At 64.9% G+C, this 16,993-nt stretch carries 4 protein-coding genes; all 4 read left to right on the forward strand.

All coding sequences use genetic code 11. From position 1 onward, the window contains the following. Positions 1 to 104: 104 nt before the first annotated feature. The 4 genes from gspE (at position 105) to HX792_RS27705 (ending at position 16,855) form a co-directional block, all read left to right on the forward strand. Complete coding sequence (gspE, locus tag HX792_RS27690) at positions 105 to 1,523, forward strand: type II secretion system ATPase GspE (protein ID WP_176999066.1); 1,419 nt, start codon at positions 105 to 107, stop codon at positions 1,521 to 1,523. Next, positions 1,523 to 2,734, forward strand: a complete 1,212-nt coding sequence (gene gspF / locus HX792_RS27695) for a type II secretion system inner membrane protein GspF (RefSeq protein ID WP_176999067.1) — start codon at positions 1,523 to 1,525, stop codon at positions 2,732 to 2,734. The genes gspE and gspF overlap by 1 nt, the downstream gene beginning before the upstream one ends. Positions 2,735 to 3,183: 449 nt before the next feature. After that, on the forward strand, positions 3,184 to 4,365 hold the full coding sequence (locus tag HX792_RS27700; RefSeq protein WP_176999068.1) for a substrate-binding domain-containing protein: 1,182 nt from the start codon (positions 3,184 to 3,186) through the stop codon (positions 4,363 to 4,365). A gap of 211 nt (positions 4,366 to 4,576) precedes the next feature. Beyond that, positions 4,577 to 16,855 carry a filamentous hemagglutinin family protein gene (locus tag HX792_RS27705; RefSeq protein WP_176999069.1) on the forward strand — a complete coding sequence of 4,093 codons (12,279 nt, stop codon included), beginning with the start codon at positions 4,577 to 4,579 and terminating at the stop codon, positions 16,853 to 16,855. Positions 16,856 to 16,993: the final 138 nt, after the last annotated feature.

A 16,993-nucleotide genomic window follows, 5' to 3' on the forward strand; every position in this document is an offset into this window, starting at 1 on the left:
CTTTGGTTACTTTGGGGCTTTTCCAAAGTGACCCGCCGTAAGGGCGGAACCCTAAGACGCCGTTACCCAAAAAACGGATATGTACACAAAACAGGGCCAAACCAATGAGCCTGCTCCCCTACGCCTGGGCCAAATCCCAACGCATCCTCCTGCGCCCCACCGAAGCCGGCCACCTGCTGACCGTGTGCCCCTCAACCCCCGGCTGGTCCATCAGCGAAGTCCAACGCCAGTTCGGCCAATCCCCCATCGACCACGTGCGCGACGACGAGCTCGACGGCCTGCTCGCCAGCGCCTACGCCGACACCGGCAGCGCCGCCGCCGTGGTGGGCGCCGCCGAAAACGAGGTCGACCTCGACCGCCTCATGCAAGACATGCCCGAAGTCACCGACCTGCTCGACACCCAGGACGGCGCCCCGGTGATTCGCATGATCAACGCCTTGCTCACCCAGGCCGCCCGCGACGAAGCCAGTGACATCCACATCGAACCCTATGAAACCCACTCCGTGGTGCGCTACCGCGTCGACGGCACCCTGCGTGACGTGGTCTCGCCCCGCAAGGCCCTGCACGGCGCGCTGGTGTCGCGCATCAAGATCATGGCCCAACTCGATATCGCCGAAAAACGCCTGCCCCAGGACGGCCGCATTGCCCTGCGCGTGGCCGGGCGGCCCATCGACATCCGGGTATCCACGGTGCCCACCGGCCATGGCGAACGCGTGGTCATGCGTCTGCTGGACAAGCAAGCCGGGCGCCTGCAGCTGGAAACATTGGGCATGGAGCCGCAGCTGTTGGCCCGCCTGGACACGCTGATCCGCCAACCCCACGGCATCGTGCTGGTCACCGGCCCCACCGGCAGCGGCAAGACCACCAGCCTGTACGCCGCCCTGGCGCGGCTGGATGCGAGTACCAGCAATATCCTCACCGTGGAAGACCCGGTGGAGTATGACCTGCCGGGCATCAGCCAGATCCAGGTCAACGCCAAGATCGACATGACCTTCGGCCTGGCCTTGCGCGCGATCCTGCGCCAGGACCCGGACATCATCATGATCGGTGAGATCCGCGACCTGGAGACCGCGCAAATCGCCGTGCAGGCCTCGCTCACCGGTCACCTGGTGCTGGCAACCTTGCACACCAATGACGCGGTGTCGGCGGTCAACCGGCTGATCGACATGGGCGTCGAACCGTTTCTGCTGGCTTCGTCGCTGTTGGGCGTGTTGGCCCAGCGCCTGGTGCGCCGCCTGTGCCCGCACTGCAAGCAGGAAGATCCCGCTGCGCCTGGCACTTGGCGCCCGGTGGGCTGTGCCCAGTGCAATCAGGTGGGCTACAGCGGCCGTACCGGTATCCATGAATTGTTCTGCGTCGATGACGATGTGCGCAGCCTGATCCACCAGGGCGCCGGTGAGCAGGACCTGCGCGTGGCTGCGCGCCGTGCCGGGATGTTCAGCATGCGTGAAGACGGCGAGCGCTGGGTGCGCAGCGGCGCCACCGCGCCCGAAGAAATCCTGCGTGTGACACGGGACGCCTGATGAATCGCTATCGCTATGAAGCCGCCGATGCCAGCGGCAAAGTCGAAGCCGGGCATGTGGAGGCCGACAGCCAGAGCGCGGCGTTTGCCAGCTTGCGCAGCCGTGGGCTGACTGCGTTGCTGGTGCAGGTCGAAGGCAACGCTCAAGCGACGGCCGGCAGCAGCCTGTTCGCCGCCAAACTGTCGGACAACGACCTGGCCTGGGCCACGCGCCAGTTGGCCAGCCTGCTGGGTGCGAGCCTGCCACTGGAAGCGGCGCTGAGTGCGACCGTGGAGCAGGCCGAGAAAAAACACATCGCCCAGACCTTGAGCGCGGTGCGCGCCGATGTACGTGGCGGCATGCGCCTGGCCGATGCGTTGGCGGCGCGGCCCCGGGATTTCCCGTCGATCTACCGGGCGCTGATCGCGGCGGGGGAGGAGTCCGGTGACCTCGCCCAGGTGATGGAGCGCCTGGCCGACTACATCGAAGAGCGCAACAACCTGCGGGGCAAGATCCTCACCGCGTTCATTTACCCGGGGGTGGTGGGGCTGGTGTCCATCGGCATCGTGATTTTCCTGCTGAGCTACGTGGTGCCCCAGGTGGTCAGCGCGTTTTCCCAGGCGCGCCAGGACTTGCCGGGGCTGACCCTGGCGATGCTTAACGCCAGTGACTTCATTCGCGCCTGGGGCTGGCTGTGTTTTGCCGGGATCGTCGGCAGTTTCTGGGGCTGGCGCCTGTACCTGCGCAACCCTGTGGCGCGTTTGAACTGGCACAGCCGCGTGCTGCGTTTGCCGCTGATCGGGCGCTTTGTGCTGGGCCTCAATACCGCACGGTTCGCCTCGACCCTGGCGATCCTCGGCGGCGCCGGTGTGCCGCTGTTGCGCGCACTGGAGGCGGCGCGCCAGACCTTGTCCAACGATCGCCTGAGCCAGAGCGTCAACGATGCGACGGCCAAGGTGCGTGAAGGTGTCAACCTGGCGCCGGCCCTGGCCGTGGAAAAAGTCTTCCCGCCGGTGCTGATCCACCTGATTGCCAGTGGCGAAAAAACCGGCTCGCTGCCGCCGATGCTGGAGCGTGCGGCGCAAACCCTGTCCCGCGATATCGAGCGCCGCGCCATGGGCATGACCGCGTTGCTCGAGCCGCTGATGATCGTGGTGATGGGCGCGGTGGTGCTGGTGATCGTGATGGCGGTGCTGCTGCCGATCATCGAGATCAACCAACTGGTCACTTGACTGCACCGATACTGTAGGAGCCGGCTTGCCGGCGATTGCGACCTGTCTGCTCGCTCATTCGAAACGGACCCACCGCGATCGCCGGCAAGCCGGCTCCTACGGTTTTTTCCGCGGTGCCTTTTTGGCTCCCGTCGCCAAATCTCTCATCCTCGGGTTCCTCATTCCGTCATATTTTCCGGTTTACGCCGCTTCCAGCAAACCCGCCTGAAACCTCGCTGTCACCTCCCGCCAAACCGCTCAAAACGATGACCAAAACACCCGAGAATCTTTTTAAAAATCAACGCCTTTCTCCCGAGGTTTTTTCCCACAACCGTCATCGGAAACTGCGACTTTCTCTCCCATGGTTTCACCCCCCAGTCACCCCCAGTACACGGCTTGGGATTGGAGCCATGGCGTCATGCAAGAGCCATCTACCCCAAACGTACAAACACGACGAAAGGAGCTTCTTCATGTTTAAGCGCAACGTTCTCGCGGTATCCATGACCCTCGCTGCACTGTGCTCGGCCCAGGCTGCAATGGCTGACATCAACGGCGGCGGTGCTACCCTGCCACAGGCGCTGTACCAGACTTCCGGCGTACTCACCGCCGGCTTCGCTCCCTACATCGGCGTCGGCAGCGGCAACGGCAAGGCTGCCTTCCTGAACAATGACTACACCAAGTTCGTGGCCGGCGTTACTGACAAGAATGTGCACTGGGCCGGTAGCGACTCCAAGCTGACCACCGCTGAACTGTCGACCTACGCGACTGCCAAGCAACCGACCTGGGGCAAGTTGATCCAGGTGCCGTCCGTGGGCACCGCCGTGGCTATCCCGTTCAACAAGAGCGGTACTGCAGCCGTTGACCTGAGCGTCAACGAGCTGTGCGGTGTGTTCTCGGGCCGTATCGTTGACTGGAACGGCATCTCCGGTTCCGGTCGTACGGGTGCGATCAAAGTGGTTTACCGCAGCGAAAGCAGCGGCACTACCGAGCTGTTCACCCGTTTCCTCAACGCCAAGTGCGCTGAAACCGGTACCTTCAACGTCACCACCACCTTCGGCACCAGCTACACCGGTGGCCTGCCTGCCGGCGCTGTTTCTGCCACTGGCAGCCAAGGCGTGATGACTGCCCTGGCTGGCGCCGACGGCGGTATCACCTACATGAGCCCGGACTTTGCCGCGCCAACCCTGGCTGGCCTGGACGACGCTACCAAGGTTGCTCGCGTAGGCAAGGATGTCGCCGCTAACGTTCAAGGCGTTTCGCCTGCTGCTGCCAACGTATCGGCCGCCATCAACGCCGTACCGTTGCCTGCCGCTACCGACCGCGACAAACCAGACGCCTGGGTGCCAGTATTCGGTAAAGCCAACACCGCTGGTGTCGTGCCTTACCCAACGTCGGGCTACCCGATCCTGGGCTTCACCAACCTGATCTTCAGCCAGTGCTACGCCGACGCTACCCAAACCACCCAAGTGCGTGATTTCTTCACCAAGCACTACGGCGCATCGGCCAACAACGATGCCGCGATTACCGCCAATGCCTTCGTGCCGCTGCCAACCGCTTGGAAAGCCGCTATCCGCGGTAGCTTCCTGACCGCCAGCAACGCCCTGAGCATCGGCAACACCAACGTCTGCAACGGTATCGGTCGTCCGCTGTAACCCAAGCGTTCAAAGACCTGCAACACCTGATCAGCAACGGCCTGCGCCGTTGCTGATTTTTGCGTGGGTGCGGTTTTCAACCCGTTATCAGGCCTTTATGAACTTTGCATGACAGAAGTTCAGTCGCGCCCCTCGCCAACCGCCTAACTCTCATACGTGAGCCTGTCGTGCCTGATGGCCCCCGCACGAAAACAACGAAGGAAGATGCCCGATGGTCCGCTGCAAACCCCCGGTTAACCGCAAAGCCCACCCCGTGTTGCGCCTCAAGCCCCTGGCCCATGCCATTGCCTTGTTGATGGTGGCGGGCAACGCCCACGCGGCTTCGGCGTTCAGTTCCGGTTGGTTCGCGGCCAAGGGCGCGAGCCAGGCGGCGACGGCAGCCCGTACCGGTGCGGGGCAGGTGCCGGGGATTCCGTCGTTGAACCAGCAGGCGCAGGTCAACCAGCAGTTGTCGCGCTCCATCAGCACGCTCAATGCCAGTGTCGCGGCAATCGCGGCCCAACAGGCGGCGCAAGCGGCGGGGCGCCAGGCGGCGTTCGGCCAGGTGTCGAACATTCCCGACGGCCTCGGCAAGGGCGGTTTGCAAGTCGATAACAGCCTGACCCAAGGCTGGACCAACGCCAAGGGCCCGGTACAGACCCAGGCCGGCGGCAAGACCACTGTGACCATCGAGCAGACCGCCGACAAGGCGATCCTCAATTGGGAGACCTTCAACGTCGGGCGCAACACCACGGTCGATTTCCAGCAGCAGTCCAACTGGGCGGTGCTCAACCGCGTCAACGACCCCGACGCACGCCCCAGCGAGATCCAGGGCCAGATCAACGGCGCTGGCACCGTGATGATCATGAACCGCAACGGTGTGGTCTTCAGCGGCACCAGCCAGGTCAACGTGCGGAACCTGGTGGCCGCCGCCGCGACCATCACCGATGACCAGTTCACCCAGCGTGGCCTCTACGTCGACGCCACGGGCACCCAGCCGACCTTCACCGATGCAGCGGGCAAGGTCGAAGTACAGCGGGGTGCGCTGATCCAGACCCACAACCCGGCCACGTCCACCGATGCCGGGGGGTATGCCTTGCTGTTGGGTGCCGAGGTGGAAAACGCCGGCACCATCATCACGGCCAAGGGCCAGACCACCCTGGCAGCTGGCGACAGCTTCTATATTCGCAAGGGTGTCAGCACCACCGGCAATGACCGCTCCACTACCCGGGGCAACGAGGTGGCTACCAGCCTCAAAGCCGGCAGCACGGCTGGCAAAGTCACCAACAATGGGCTGATCATGGCCTCCACCGGTGACATCACCCTGACCGGGCACCAGGTGCAGCAGAACGGCGTGGCCCTGGCCAGCACCTCGGTGGATACGCGCGGCACAATCCACCTGCTCAACTCCGCCACCGACACCACCGGTAGCGTGACCCTGGGCGAGGGCAGTACTACCGCGATCCTGTTGGACAGCAGCGGCAGCACCGCCCTCGACAGCCAGAAGAACAATGGTTTGATCAAGCTCGACGGTACGCCCGCCAACCAGATCACCGGCCAGTTCAACAACCTCAGTGCCGTGGTCGACCGCACCGACCAGTCGCGCATCGAGATCGTCAGCGGCGGCACCGTGGATTTCCAGAAGGGCTCGATCACCCTGGCCACCGGTGGCCAGGTGGCGGTCAGTGCCGGGCAGCGCAGCCTGGTGCGTGATGGGGCGAAGATCGACGTGTCGGGTGCGGTCGGCGTCAAGGTGTCGATGGAATCCAACAACATCAAGATCAACGTCCAGGGCAACGAACAGCGGGATGCGCCGGTCAACCGCGACGGCGGGCAACTGATCAACAACGATGTATGGGTCGACCTGCGTGAGCTGGTGTTCGTGCCGGCCGGCACCAACGGCTATGCCACGGACCGGTGGTACACCGCCGGCGGTTTGCTGGAGGTGGGCGGCTACCTTGGCACCCAGGGGCATTCGGTGGGCGAGTGGATGGCCCAGGGCGGCACCGTGACCTTTACCGGCAAAGAAGTGGTGACCCAACAGGGCGCACAGATCAACCTGTCGGGCGGTACCGTGGATGTGCAGGCCGGGTATATCCAGCAGACCTGGCTCAAAGGCCCCGATGGGCGCTTGTATGAGTTGTCCAAGGCACCAGGGGACATCCTGTATTCCGGGTTCTACAAGGGTTTTGAGGACGCCAGCGCACGCTGGGGCCAGACGGCGTATTACTACAACCCGCTGATTGCCCCGCAACGCCGCTACGAGGCCGGTTATACCGTGGGGCGTGATGCCGGCAAGCTGGTGATCGGCACCACCAGCGCAGTGCTCGAAGGCCAGGTGATCAGCGATGTGTTCCAGGGCGATCGCCAGACCCAGGCACCGAACATCAACCTCGACGGCTACCAGCAATCCCAGAAGGCCAGGGCGCAGCGCGCGCAGTTGATCATTGGCCAGTACATCCCGATCTACAACAAGACCACTGGCACGCTGCGCTACGCCTTGGGCGCCAGCACTAATGAGGTACTGATCGACAGCAATACTCAGAAAATCGCCGATGGCCTGGACCTCGGCACCGCATTGCCGGCCGATCGCCAAGGCAAAATGGTGCTCGACAGCGACTCGCTCAACGGCCTGGAACTGGGCGCGATCAAGGTCGGTGCCAAGCAACAGATCACCGTCAACGGTGCGCTCAAGGTGGCGGACGGTGGCGACATCACGCTGTACGGCCCCGGGGTGGCTATCAACGCCAACCTGACGGCCCATGGCGGCAGCATCAACGCGGGGAACATCCTCAACCAGGTCAACCTCAATTCGGGCAATACCGTCGGTGATGTGATCCTGGCGGGCAGTGGGCGGCTTGATGTGGCCACCGGGGTCAAGCTCGATGCCACCGGGCGCTGGAACAACCTGCTGCTGGACCCGAACAATCGTGACGGCGTGGCGTATGTGAACGGCGGCAAAGTGTCGTTGCGCAGCTCCGGCAATGTGAACCTCGCCGCGGGTAGCGTGGTGGACGCGTCTTCCGGCGCCACCCTGGGTGTGGATGGCAAGCTCAGCGGCGGCAAGGGCGGCGACGTGACCCTCGGTGCGCTCGGCGCCCTGGGGCTCAACGGTGAAGTTCGCGGGTATGGCGTCAACGGTGGCGGCACCCTGGCGTTGCAAGCGCGCAAGGTGCAGATCGGTGACAGTGCCACGGCGCCCGCCGCCGACACGTTGAAACTGGGCGGTGATTTCTTCAACAAGGGCTTCTCGGCCTATGACATCACCGGCAACGAAGGGCTGTTGGTCACCGATGGCACGCGGGTGGATGTCACCACACCGGTCTTGCGTGCAGGCGAGCAGACGTCCGCCACGCCCAGTGGCAGCGACCCGGCTGCGGCCCTGGAGCGCTGGACGCCAGCGTTGTATCAAGAGGACGCGACCAAGGGCGTGCTGACCCAGCGCCGTGGCGCCAGCCTGACCCTGACGGCCGGACGGCAGGAATCGACGGCGGCCGAATTGGCCACGACCAGTCTGGTGGTAGGCCAGGGTGCGGTGATCAATGTCGACCCGGGCCAGGGCATCAACCTGCGCAGCGTCGGGCAACTGACCCTGAACGGCACCCTCAATGCCTGGGGTGGCAACGTCACTCTGGGCGGCCTCACCGCAGTCGGCTCCGAGGCAGCCAATGCGGCAGGCCATGGCCGTTCGATCTGGATTGGCGAGCAGGCGTTGATCGACGTGGCCGCCCGGGCCGTGAGCGCCGTGGACAACCGTGGCCGCTACTACGGTCAGGTACGCAATGGCGGCAAGATCAGTATCGGCGGCGACATCGACCTGGCCACCGGCATTGCCAAGGCCAGCGACTTGTTCGTGGTGGTGCGTGAAGGGGCACGCCTGGACGCTTCCGGCACCCGCGCAACCCTGGATATTCCGGGGCAGGGCCGCGTGCAGGTGGCCAGCAATGGCGGCAGCATCAGCCTGGCGTCCAACAATGGCCTGTACCTGGATGGCAGCGTTGTCGCCCGGGCTGGCGGGGCCGGTGCTGCAGGCGGCAGCCTGTCGCTGGCGTTGGAAACGCCTTACTACCTCAAGTCTGCCGTGACCGACCGGGTGCTCAACGTTCGCGAACTGGTGATCAGCCAAACCCATCAAGGCAGCATGTTGCCGGGCACTGCCGAGGATGCGGCCGGCAACCTGGAATACGGCCACGCTCGCCTCGGGGTGGACCAGGTCCGCGCCGGTGGCTTCGACAACCTGGCCTTGCTCAGCAACGGCCTGCTGAGTTTTGACGGCGACGTCTCGCTGAACATGGGCCAGAGCCTGCGCCTGTACAGCGGCGCCATGGGCCTGAGTGAAAACGCTGCGGCCCAGTCGCGCATCAACCTGTCGGCGCCTTACCTGTTGCTGGCAGGCATCCTGGCACCGCTGGACCCGAGCAAGGACCAATACCTGCACCCGGTATTGGCCTCCAACATGTCGCAACGTGCCAGCCAAGCCGTGTTCAACGCCAGCGGCAACCTGATTGATGTGCGCGGCAACGTGCTGTTTGGCAACACGAGTGAGCTGACACACAGCGACGCCAGCAAGGTGAGCGTTGATCGTCGTGGCTTCGATGATGTGCAACTGAACAGCCAGGGTGACCTGCGCTTCCTGGCCGGGGCCGGTGCGGATGTGATCGCACAGGGCATCAGCACGCAGTTGCTGACCCGGGGCGACCTGACCTTGCGTGCAGCGCAGCTGTACCCGACCACCGAAGTCGGCGCCAGGGTGTTGGCCGGCTACCTGAACAAGGCGGCGGCCGACGGTTCGGGCTTCAACTTCGACCCCACCCGCACCTTGACCATCGCGCGCACCGGCAACAGCAACGCAGCGGTGCCTTACTCGGCATTTGGCCGCCTGCAACTGGGCGGCCCGACCATCAAGCAGGGCGGGGTGGTGCGTGCACCGCTGGGGTTGATCGAGATCGGCAACCTGGGCACCAGCCACGTCGAATTGCTGCCCGGCAGCCTGACCTCGGTGAGCGGCAAGGGCCTGGTGCTGCCCTATGGCGGCACGGTGGATGGCCAGGTCTACAAGTACAACGGCAAGACGGTGACGTTCCTGGGCCAGGGCGCCATTCCCAACGAGAACGGCAGCCTCAATGTGGGGATTGTGCTGGGCGGTCAGACACTGAAGGTCATGCCTGACGCCACCGTGGACCTGTCCGGTGGCGGTGAGCTGCTGGGGGCCGGTTTCATTTCCGGTCGCGGCGGCTCCACGGATGCCCGCTACAACCCGTTGGTGCAGTTTGGTGCCACGGGCGGGTTTGTGTTGCCAGGTCTGGGCACCAACCCGATCTACGCGATTGTGCCGGGTGTACAACCCGGCTACGCGCCGGTGGCGCCGGAGGGCGGCGCGGTGGATCCGCTGATTGGCCAGCAGATCACCATCGGTGCCGGCGTACCGGGCCTGGCGGCGGGCACCTACACGCTGATGCCGTCCAACTATGCCTTGATGCCGGGCGCCTTCCGCGTGGAAATCAATGGCCTGGCGGGGCTGGGCAGCGACGGTTCGGCCCAGGCATTGCGCAATGGCTCGTGGTCTACCGCTGGGCGTCTGTCCATTGCCAATACCGGCATCAGCAACAGCACGCTCAGCCAGGTCATTCTCACCTCGGCCGATACGCTGCGTCGTTACTCCCAATACAACGAAACCGGCTACGCCCAGTTTGCCGTGGCCGATGCCGCGCGGCTGGGCGTGCCCCGTGCCTTGCTGCCGGTGGACGCCAAGACCCTGCAACTGAACCTGCGCTCAGGCGCGGGCACGGACGCCTTTTCGTTCCAGGGCATCGGTCGCTTCGACGCGGCCGAGGGTGGCTATGGCGGCACTGTGGCGCTGACCAACGCCAGCCGGGGCATTGACAAGGACATCGAAATTGTCGCGGCGGGCAAGGGCGCCACCGCGGGTTTCAGCGGCATCAGCGTGGAGGCCGACAGCCTCAATGCCCTGGGCGCTGCGCGCCTGCTGGTCGGTGGCATGACCGTGGTGATGTATGGCCAGGGCGGCAACTACATCGGCCTGACCAACGCGGCCTCAAGCTCCATCGTTCTGCGTGAGGGCGCGACGTTGGCGGCACCGGAGGTCATGCTGGCAACCACTTCCGGCAAAATTACCGTGGAACAAGGCGCGTCGATCAACACGATCGGTCGCGGTAAGGCCAGCTATGACGCCCGCGACGGTTTTGTCTACAAGCTGGCGAATGTCCTGGCAGTGTCCAACGGTTTGCTCAATATCGTTGCGTCGCCGTCCTCCAATGGCACCAGTGGCGGCATCGAGCTGGGCGGGTGCAGTGGTGCGCCATGCAGCGGGCAGACCGCGTTGTATTCCGAAGGCACGATCGTCGCGTTGACCGACAGCACCTTGCAGATGGGCGATGCAGTGCGCTACGGCACCCGCCACCTGAACCTCGGGGTGTCCAGCATCAACGTTGGCAGCCCCGAAGCCCTGGCCGACGCGGCGGCAGGCCATCGCTTGCCAGCGGGCTTGACCCTCAACCAGCAAGTACTGGAGCGCCTGCTGCGCGGCGATACCCAGTTCGGTGCGCCGGCCCTGGAGACCCTGCAACTGTCGGCGCGCGACAGCCTCAATTTCTACGGCACCACCACCCTGGATACCTATGACGCCGTGACCGGCAAGTCCCTGCTGAGCAACCTGATGCTCTCCACACCGGCGATTTACGGCGCCGGCGGGGCCAATGACGTGGCGACCATCCACACCGCCAACCTGATCTGGCAGGGCACCGATGCCGCGCCGGGCGCAGTGGTGGGCGGCGGCGCTGGCACGGGCGGCGGGCGCCTGGACATCAATGCCGAGCGCATCGAGTTCGGCTATGGGGCTTTCGCCCAACCGAGCACCACGAAGTCCTTCGACCGCCTGGCGCTCGGCTTTGCCAACGTCAACCTCACTGCCAGCGAGCGCATCACCGCCAATCACAAGGGCAGCCTGTCGGTGTATCAGAGCCAGGGCGCCTACGATGCCGTCAAGGGCTTCTCCTACAGCGGTGGCAACCTGAATATCCTCACGCCGTTGATGACGGGCGAAGCCGGTTCGGTCAACCGCATCACTGCCGGTGGCGCGATCGATGTGAGCGCTTCGGCGGGCCCGGTGGGCAAAGTCGACGGCATCGGCGCCGAGTTGTCCTTGCAGGGCGACAGCATTCGCCTGGCCACTGCGGTGGTATTGCCGAGCGGCAAGGTGACTCTGGGCGCCCGGGGTGACGTGGTGTTGACCGATGCGGCCTTGATTGACGTCGCCGGTCGCGCCATCCCGTTCAACGACCTGACCAAGTACAGCGCGGGCGGCGAAGTGCTGTTGGAAAGCCGCGCAGGAAACGTCGTGCAGGCAGCCGGTTCGACCATCGACCTGTCGGCCCGTTACAACCAGGCCGGTCGATTGCGCGCGGTGGCCGTGGACAGCGCGGCGGGGATGGTCGACCTCGCGGGCAAGATTGTTGCCGGCACCAACGGTTATTACGACGCAGGTGGCACCTTGGTGCCGTACCTGGCCGGTGCGGTGGAAGTCCAGGCCCAGCGCCTGGGTGCCAGCGGTACGTTGACTGAGCAGTTCGCGGCGCTCAACCAGCGCCTCAACGAGGGCCAGGTGTTCGGGGCCCGCAGCTTCCAGCTCAAGCAGGGCGACCTGGTCATCGGCAATGACGTCAAGGCCAGTACCGTCAACGTCTCGGTGGACAACGGCAGCTTGCGCGTGACCGGCCGGGTGGACGCCAGCGGCGAACGCGTGGGCGCGATCAACCTCGCCGCCAAGCAGGGCCTGACCCTGGACGGCAGCGCCGTACTCGACGCCCACGGCACGCAACTGCGGGTAGACAGCTACGGCAAGATCATCGACTCGCCCAACCGCGCCACCGTTGTGCTGAGTTCCGGTACCGGCCAACTGACCTTGGCCGATGGTGCGCGCATCGACCTGCGCCACGGTACCGACGCCACCGGCAATGACGGGCGCAGCCGTGGCACCCTGGAGTTGAACGCGCCGCGGATCATCAACCCCGACGGCACCAGCAATGACATCGCCATCGACGCCAGCGGGCACCTGAGCATCGACGGCGCACGCTCCATAGCCCTCAACGGCATGATCACCTACGACGACGCACCCACCAAGACCGATGCCACGCCCAACGGGCAGCCTTACCAGGCTATCGACCAGGCGTACCTGGATGCCAAGCATGTGTTGAGCACCGCGTTCATCAACGCGGCCCTCGGCAACAGCAACCTGCTGCAAAACAAGCTCGCCGGGTTGAACAACGCCACCTACGGCGACACCTTCCACCTGCGTCCAGGCGTGGAAATCATCAGCAAGACGCCGGACGGCGACCTGGTGGTTCAGGGCGACCTGGACCTGTCGGGTTATCGCTACGCCAGCCTCAAGTCGACCCAGCCGCCCGAAGCCGGCAGCCTGACCCTTCGCGCCGGTGGCGACCTGAACATCTACGGCAGCATCAACGACGGCTTCGCTGCGCCATCGGAGACGGACGACGACAATGGCTGGATACTGCGGGCGGGCATCGACTACACCGGCGGTACGGTGGTGGTGCCGGGCAGTGGGGTGACCCTGGCCGATGGCACTGTGTTTCCCAAGGGGGCCACGCTGAATTTCGATCTGCAGACCAAGCCCTTGTCGTTGCCAGCGGGTACTCGCCTGCCGGTCGCGGCGACGCTGAGCCAGCCGCTGGTGCTGCCTGCCGGCACCGTGTTGTCGGCAGCTGTCCGGGATGCCTCGGGTAACGTGCTGTTCGCGGCCGGAACCTTGTTGGCCGAAAGCCAGACGCTCGCCGCCGGCAGCGTCCTGGATGCCGGCAGCCTGCTGAGCGACAGAATAAGCGTCAACGGCCTGATTTGGCCGAAGGGCGTACCGTTGGCCGCCGACGTGATCCTGGCCGTCAGCACCGTGCTGCCCCGTGGGGCGTTGCTGCCGTTTGGCACCGACGTCAAGTTGCCGGGCGGTGTGGAGTCGGTGCAACTGCGCGTTGCCGATGCCGGCCGCCAGGGCAAGAACTGGGCGATTGCGCCGATGCTGGAGGAAGGTTCGCAGTCGTGGGCGATTCGCCTGGTGGCGGGGGCCGACACCGAGGCGGCGGACAGTCGCCTGCTGCAGCCGCATCCGGTCAGTGGCAACCTGAGGTTGGCCGACAGTCATTACGGGATGTATGGGCAGGCGGCGGTGGTGTGGACCGAAGAAGGTTCTATCGGATGGTTCGGTGATGACAGCATGACAGGCCAACCTATCGACTTCGTCGGTATTGGCTACCCGGAAGTCTGCACGGATTTTCCTGAGTTCTGTTCCACCGATGGGGACGCCTATACCTTGGTTGCCGGCAGTAGCGCCCGATTCAGCGTCATCCGTACCGGCGCAGCGGACCTGGATCTGTTGGCTGCGGGTAACCTGAGCATGGAGTCTCTGTTCGGTGTTTATACCGCTGGCAGTTCGTCCACTGGCACCTCGGCCAATGATCCTTACAACCTTAAACGCGCCCTGGGCAGCAACGGCAAGGTACTGGCCAACGCGGGGGGTAACGAAAAACTCGTCAACGGTGGTGCCGATAGCCTGTATCGCGCGTGGTACCCGGACACGGGCGGCAACTTGCTGCTGAAAGTGGGCGGTGACCTGACGGGCAATATCACCAGCCCGGCGCAGATCAGCGGCGGGCGTCCGTTGGGTGACTTCGGGGTGGATTCCGCGAACGTGGGTAACTGGTTGTGGCGCCAGGGTAATGGCCTGAGTGGCAGCCAGGCCCAGGCGACTGCCTGGTGGATCAACTTCGGCTCCTACGTCGCCAGTCAACAGTCGGACAAGATGGTGGGGTTCACAGGCTTCGGCACCCTCGGCGGAGGCAACCTCAACGTCGATGTCGGGGGGGACGCAGGCATCCTCAACCCAGTGCCTACGGTGGCGCAGAATATCGGCCGACGTAGCGAGGGCCTGATCCTGGCCGTGGGTAGCACGGGCCGGGTCGCGGCCGATGGCAGCCTGCAACTCACCGGCGGTGGTGACTTGAACCTGCGGGTCGGCGGTGCGCTGAACCCGGCCAGCCAGGTGGTCACCGATCACCTCAATGGTGCGCTGGTGAACCTGCGCGGGCATGTGCAGATGACCGGTGGCGCGCTGGGCAGCCTGACCCTGCGTTACGGCAACCAGCTCAAGGACCAGAGCCCCAGCGAAGTGCGCGCCTACGACCCGTTGCGCTCGACGTCGGCCTTGGCGGCGGGGGGCATGAGCCTGCTGCCCGGCGATGCGACCTTCAGCCTGGCCACCCGGGGCGACCTGGTGCTGCAAGATGTCGCCGACCCTGGACGCGCACCGCAGATGAACGCCCTGGCCTACGTCAACGCGGGCGTCAACGGGATTGGCCAGAGCTGGTTCAGCCTGTGGACCGACCGAACGGCGGTGGACCTGTTCTCTGCCGGGGGCAACCTCACGCCGCTGACCCAGACACTGGAAACCGATATGGCGGCGGTCTATCCCGCCACCTTGCGGGCCGTGGCCGCAAGCGGCAGCCTCTACTACGGGCGTGCATCGACGAGCGATCCCGCAACCCCGCAGCCACTCAAAGCGTTGGTGCTCGCACCCGCGGCGAAGGGGCAACTGGAACTGCTGGCCGGTGATTCGATCTATGGCGGCGACCTGACCATCAGCCGCTCCAGCGCCACCCCGCAGAGCCTGGCGACCATCCTGCACCCGGCCTTCGTGGGGTTCGGCAGCGATTTACGCCCGGTCACTGGCAGCGGCAACCTGTCCAGCGATGGCAGCATCGCGCGCTTCGGGTTGTCGCCGTTGTTCGCCTTTGGCCCCAACACAGCCAGCCTGGCCTGGACCGAGGCCCTGGAGCCGGCACGTTTCTATGCGCGTAGCGGCGACCTGCTTGGGGTCAACAGCGGCAGGGCGATCAGTATTTATTCGTCGAACGACCCCCGGTTCGGGCAGACCTACTACGAGGGGGCTGGCCCGGTCTGGATGCAGGCCGGGCGCGATATCGTCAGCAGCGGTACGCGTTTGAGCGGGGCTACCGGCGGCGATGCGGACACTGGCCTGTACACCTTCACCGGCAACCTGTTTGTGCACACCGTGCCCACTGATATTTCGGTGGTCAGCGCGGGCCGCGACATCCTCTACAGCAGCTTCAACGTGGCTGGTCCCGGCACCTTGGAGTTGACGGCCGGGCGCACTATCCAGATGGAGGACAAGGTCGGTATCAACAGCCTGGGCGCCGTCGCAGCGGGCGATACCCGACCGGGCGCCAGCATCGTCCTGCAGGCGGGCGTGGGGCCAAACGGGCCGGATTACCGTCGCTTCGTCGAGGCCTACCTCAACCCGGCCAACCTGGCGCAACCCGGTGAGTCGATACAGGCAGGCAAGGTCGCCAAGACCTACGAAAACGAACTGGTCGGCTGGCTCGTCGAGCGTTTCGGTTTTGTCGGCGACGCCGAGCAGGCGCGTGCTTACTACGCGGCGCTGCCTGCTGAACAGCAACGGGTATTTGCCCGCGATGTGTACTTCGCCGAACTCAAGGCCGCCGGCCGCGAGTACACCCAGGCGGGCGGTGTGCGCCAGGGCAGCTATGTGCGCGGCCGGGCTGCCATTGCAGCGTTGTTCCCCAGCCACGACGTGGCGGGTAACCCGATCACCTACAAAGGTGACATCACGATGTTCGGTGGTGCGGGTGTTCACACCAATTTCGGCGGTTCGATCCAGATGCTCACGCCGGGTGGCAACCAGACCTTCGGCATCGAAGGTGCGGCACCACCGGCCACGGCCGGGGTGATCACCCAGGGCGCCGGGGATATCCAGCTGTATTCCCTGGGCAGCATCCTGCTGGGCCAGAGCCGCATCATGACCACCTTCGGTGGCTCGATCATGGGCTGGACCAGCGAGGGCGACATCAACGCCGGGCGCGGCTCCAAGACCACCGTGGTGTACACGCCACCCAAGCGTGTCTATGACAACTGGGGCAACGTGGGCCTGTCGCCGGCCGTGCCGAGTACCGGTGCGGGGATCGCCACGCTCAACCCGATCCCGGAAGTGCCTGCGGGGGACATCGACCTGATCGCGCCGTTGGGCACGATTGATGCGGGCGAGGCGGGGATTCGGGTGTCGGGCAACGTCAACATCGCGGCCTTGCGTGTGGTGAACGCGGCGAATATCCAGACCCAGGGCAATTCATCCGGGGTGCCGGTTGCGGCGGCGGTGAACACCGGGGCCATGAGTTCGGCCAGTGCGGCGGGGGCGGCGGCGTCCCAGGCGGTCGAGGATGCGGCGCGTAGCCAGCAGGCGGCGGCGAAGCAGGGGCGGCCGTCGATCATGACCGTCGAAGTGTTGAGCCTGGGTACTGAACCGTTGCCGCAGGAGTCGTCGGCGAAGCCTAAAACCTCCAGCTATAACCCGGACAGTCCGGTGCAGGTGTTGGGCGCGGGGCCGTTGAGTGAACAGGCGCAGGTGCGGTTGACGGATGAGGAGCGCAGGCAGATCAGTTTGTAGGGTTTTTGAAGGGCCTCTCGATGTACCTTTGGGGTGATCTTTGATTGCCCCGTTTTTTTTGGGTCGAGTACATATCCGTTATTTGGGTAACGGCGGCTATTGGTTCCGCTCTTACAGCGGGTCACTTTGGAAAAGCCT

Source organism: Pseudomonas sp. B6002, from assembly GCF_013385985.1.
GTDB lineage: Bacteria > Pseudomonadota > Gammaproteobacteria > Pseudomonadales > Pseudomonadaceae > Aquipseudomonas.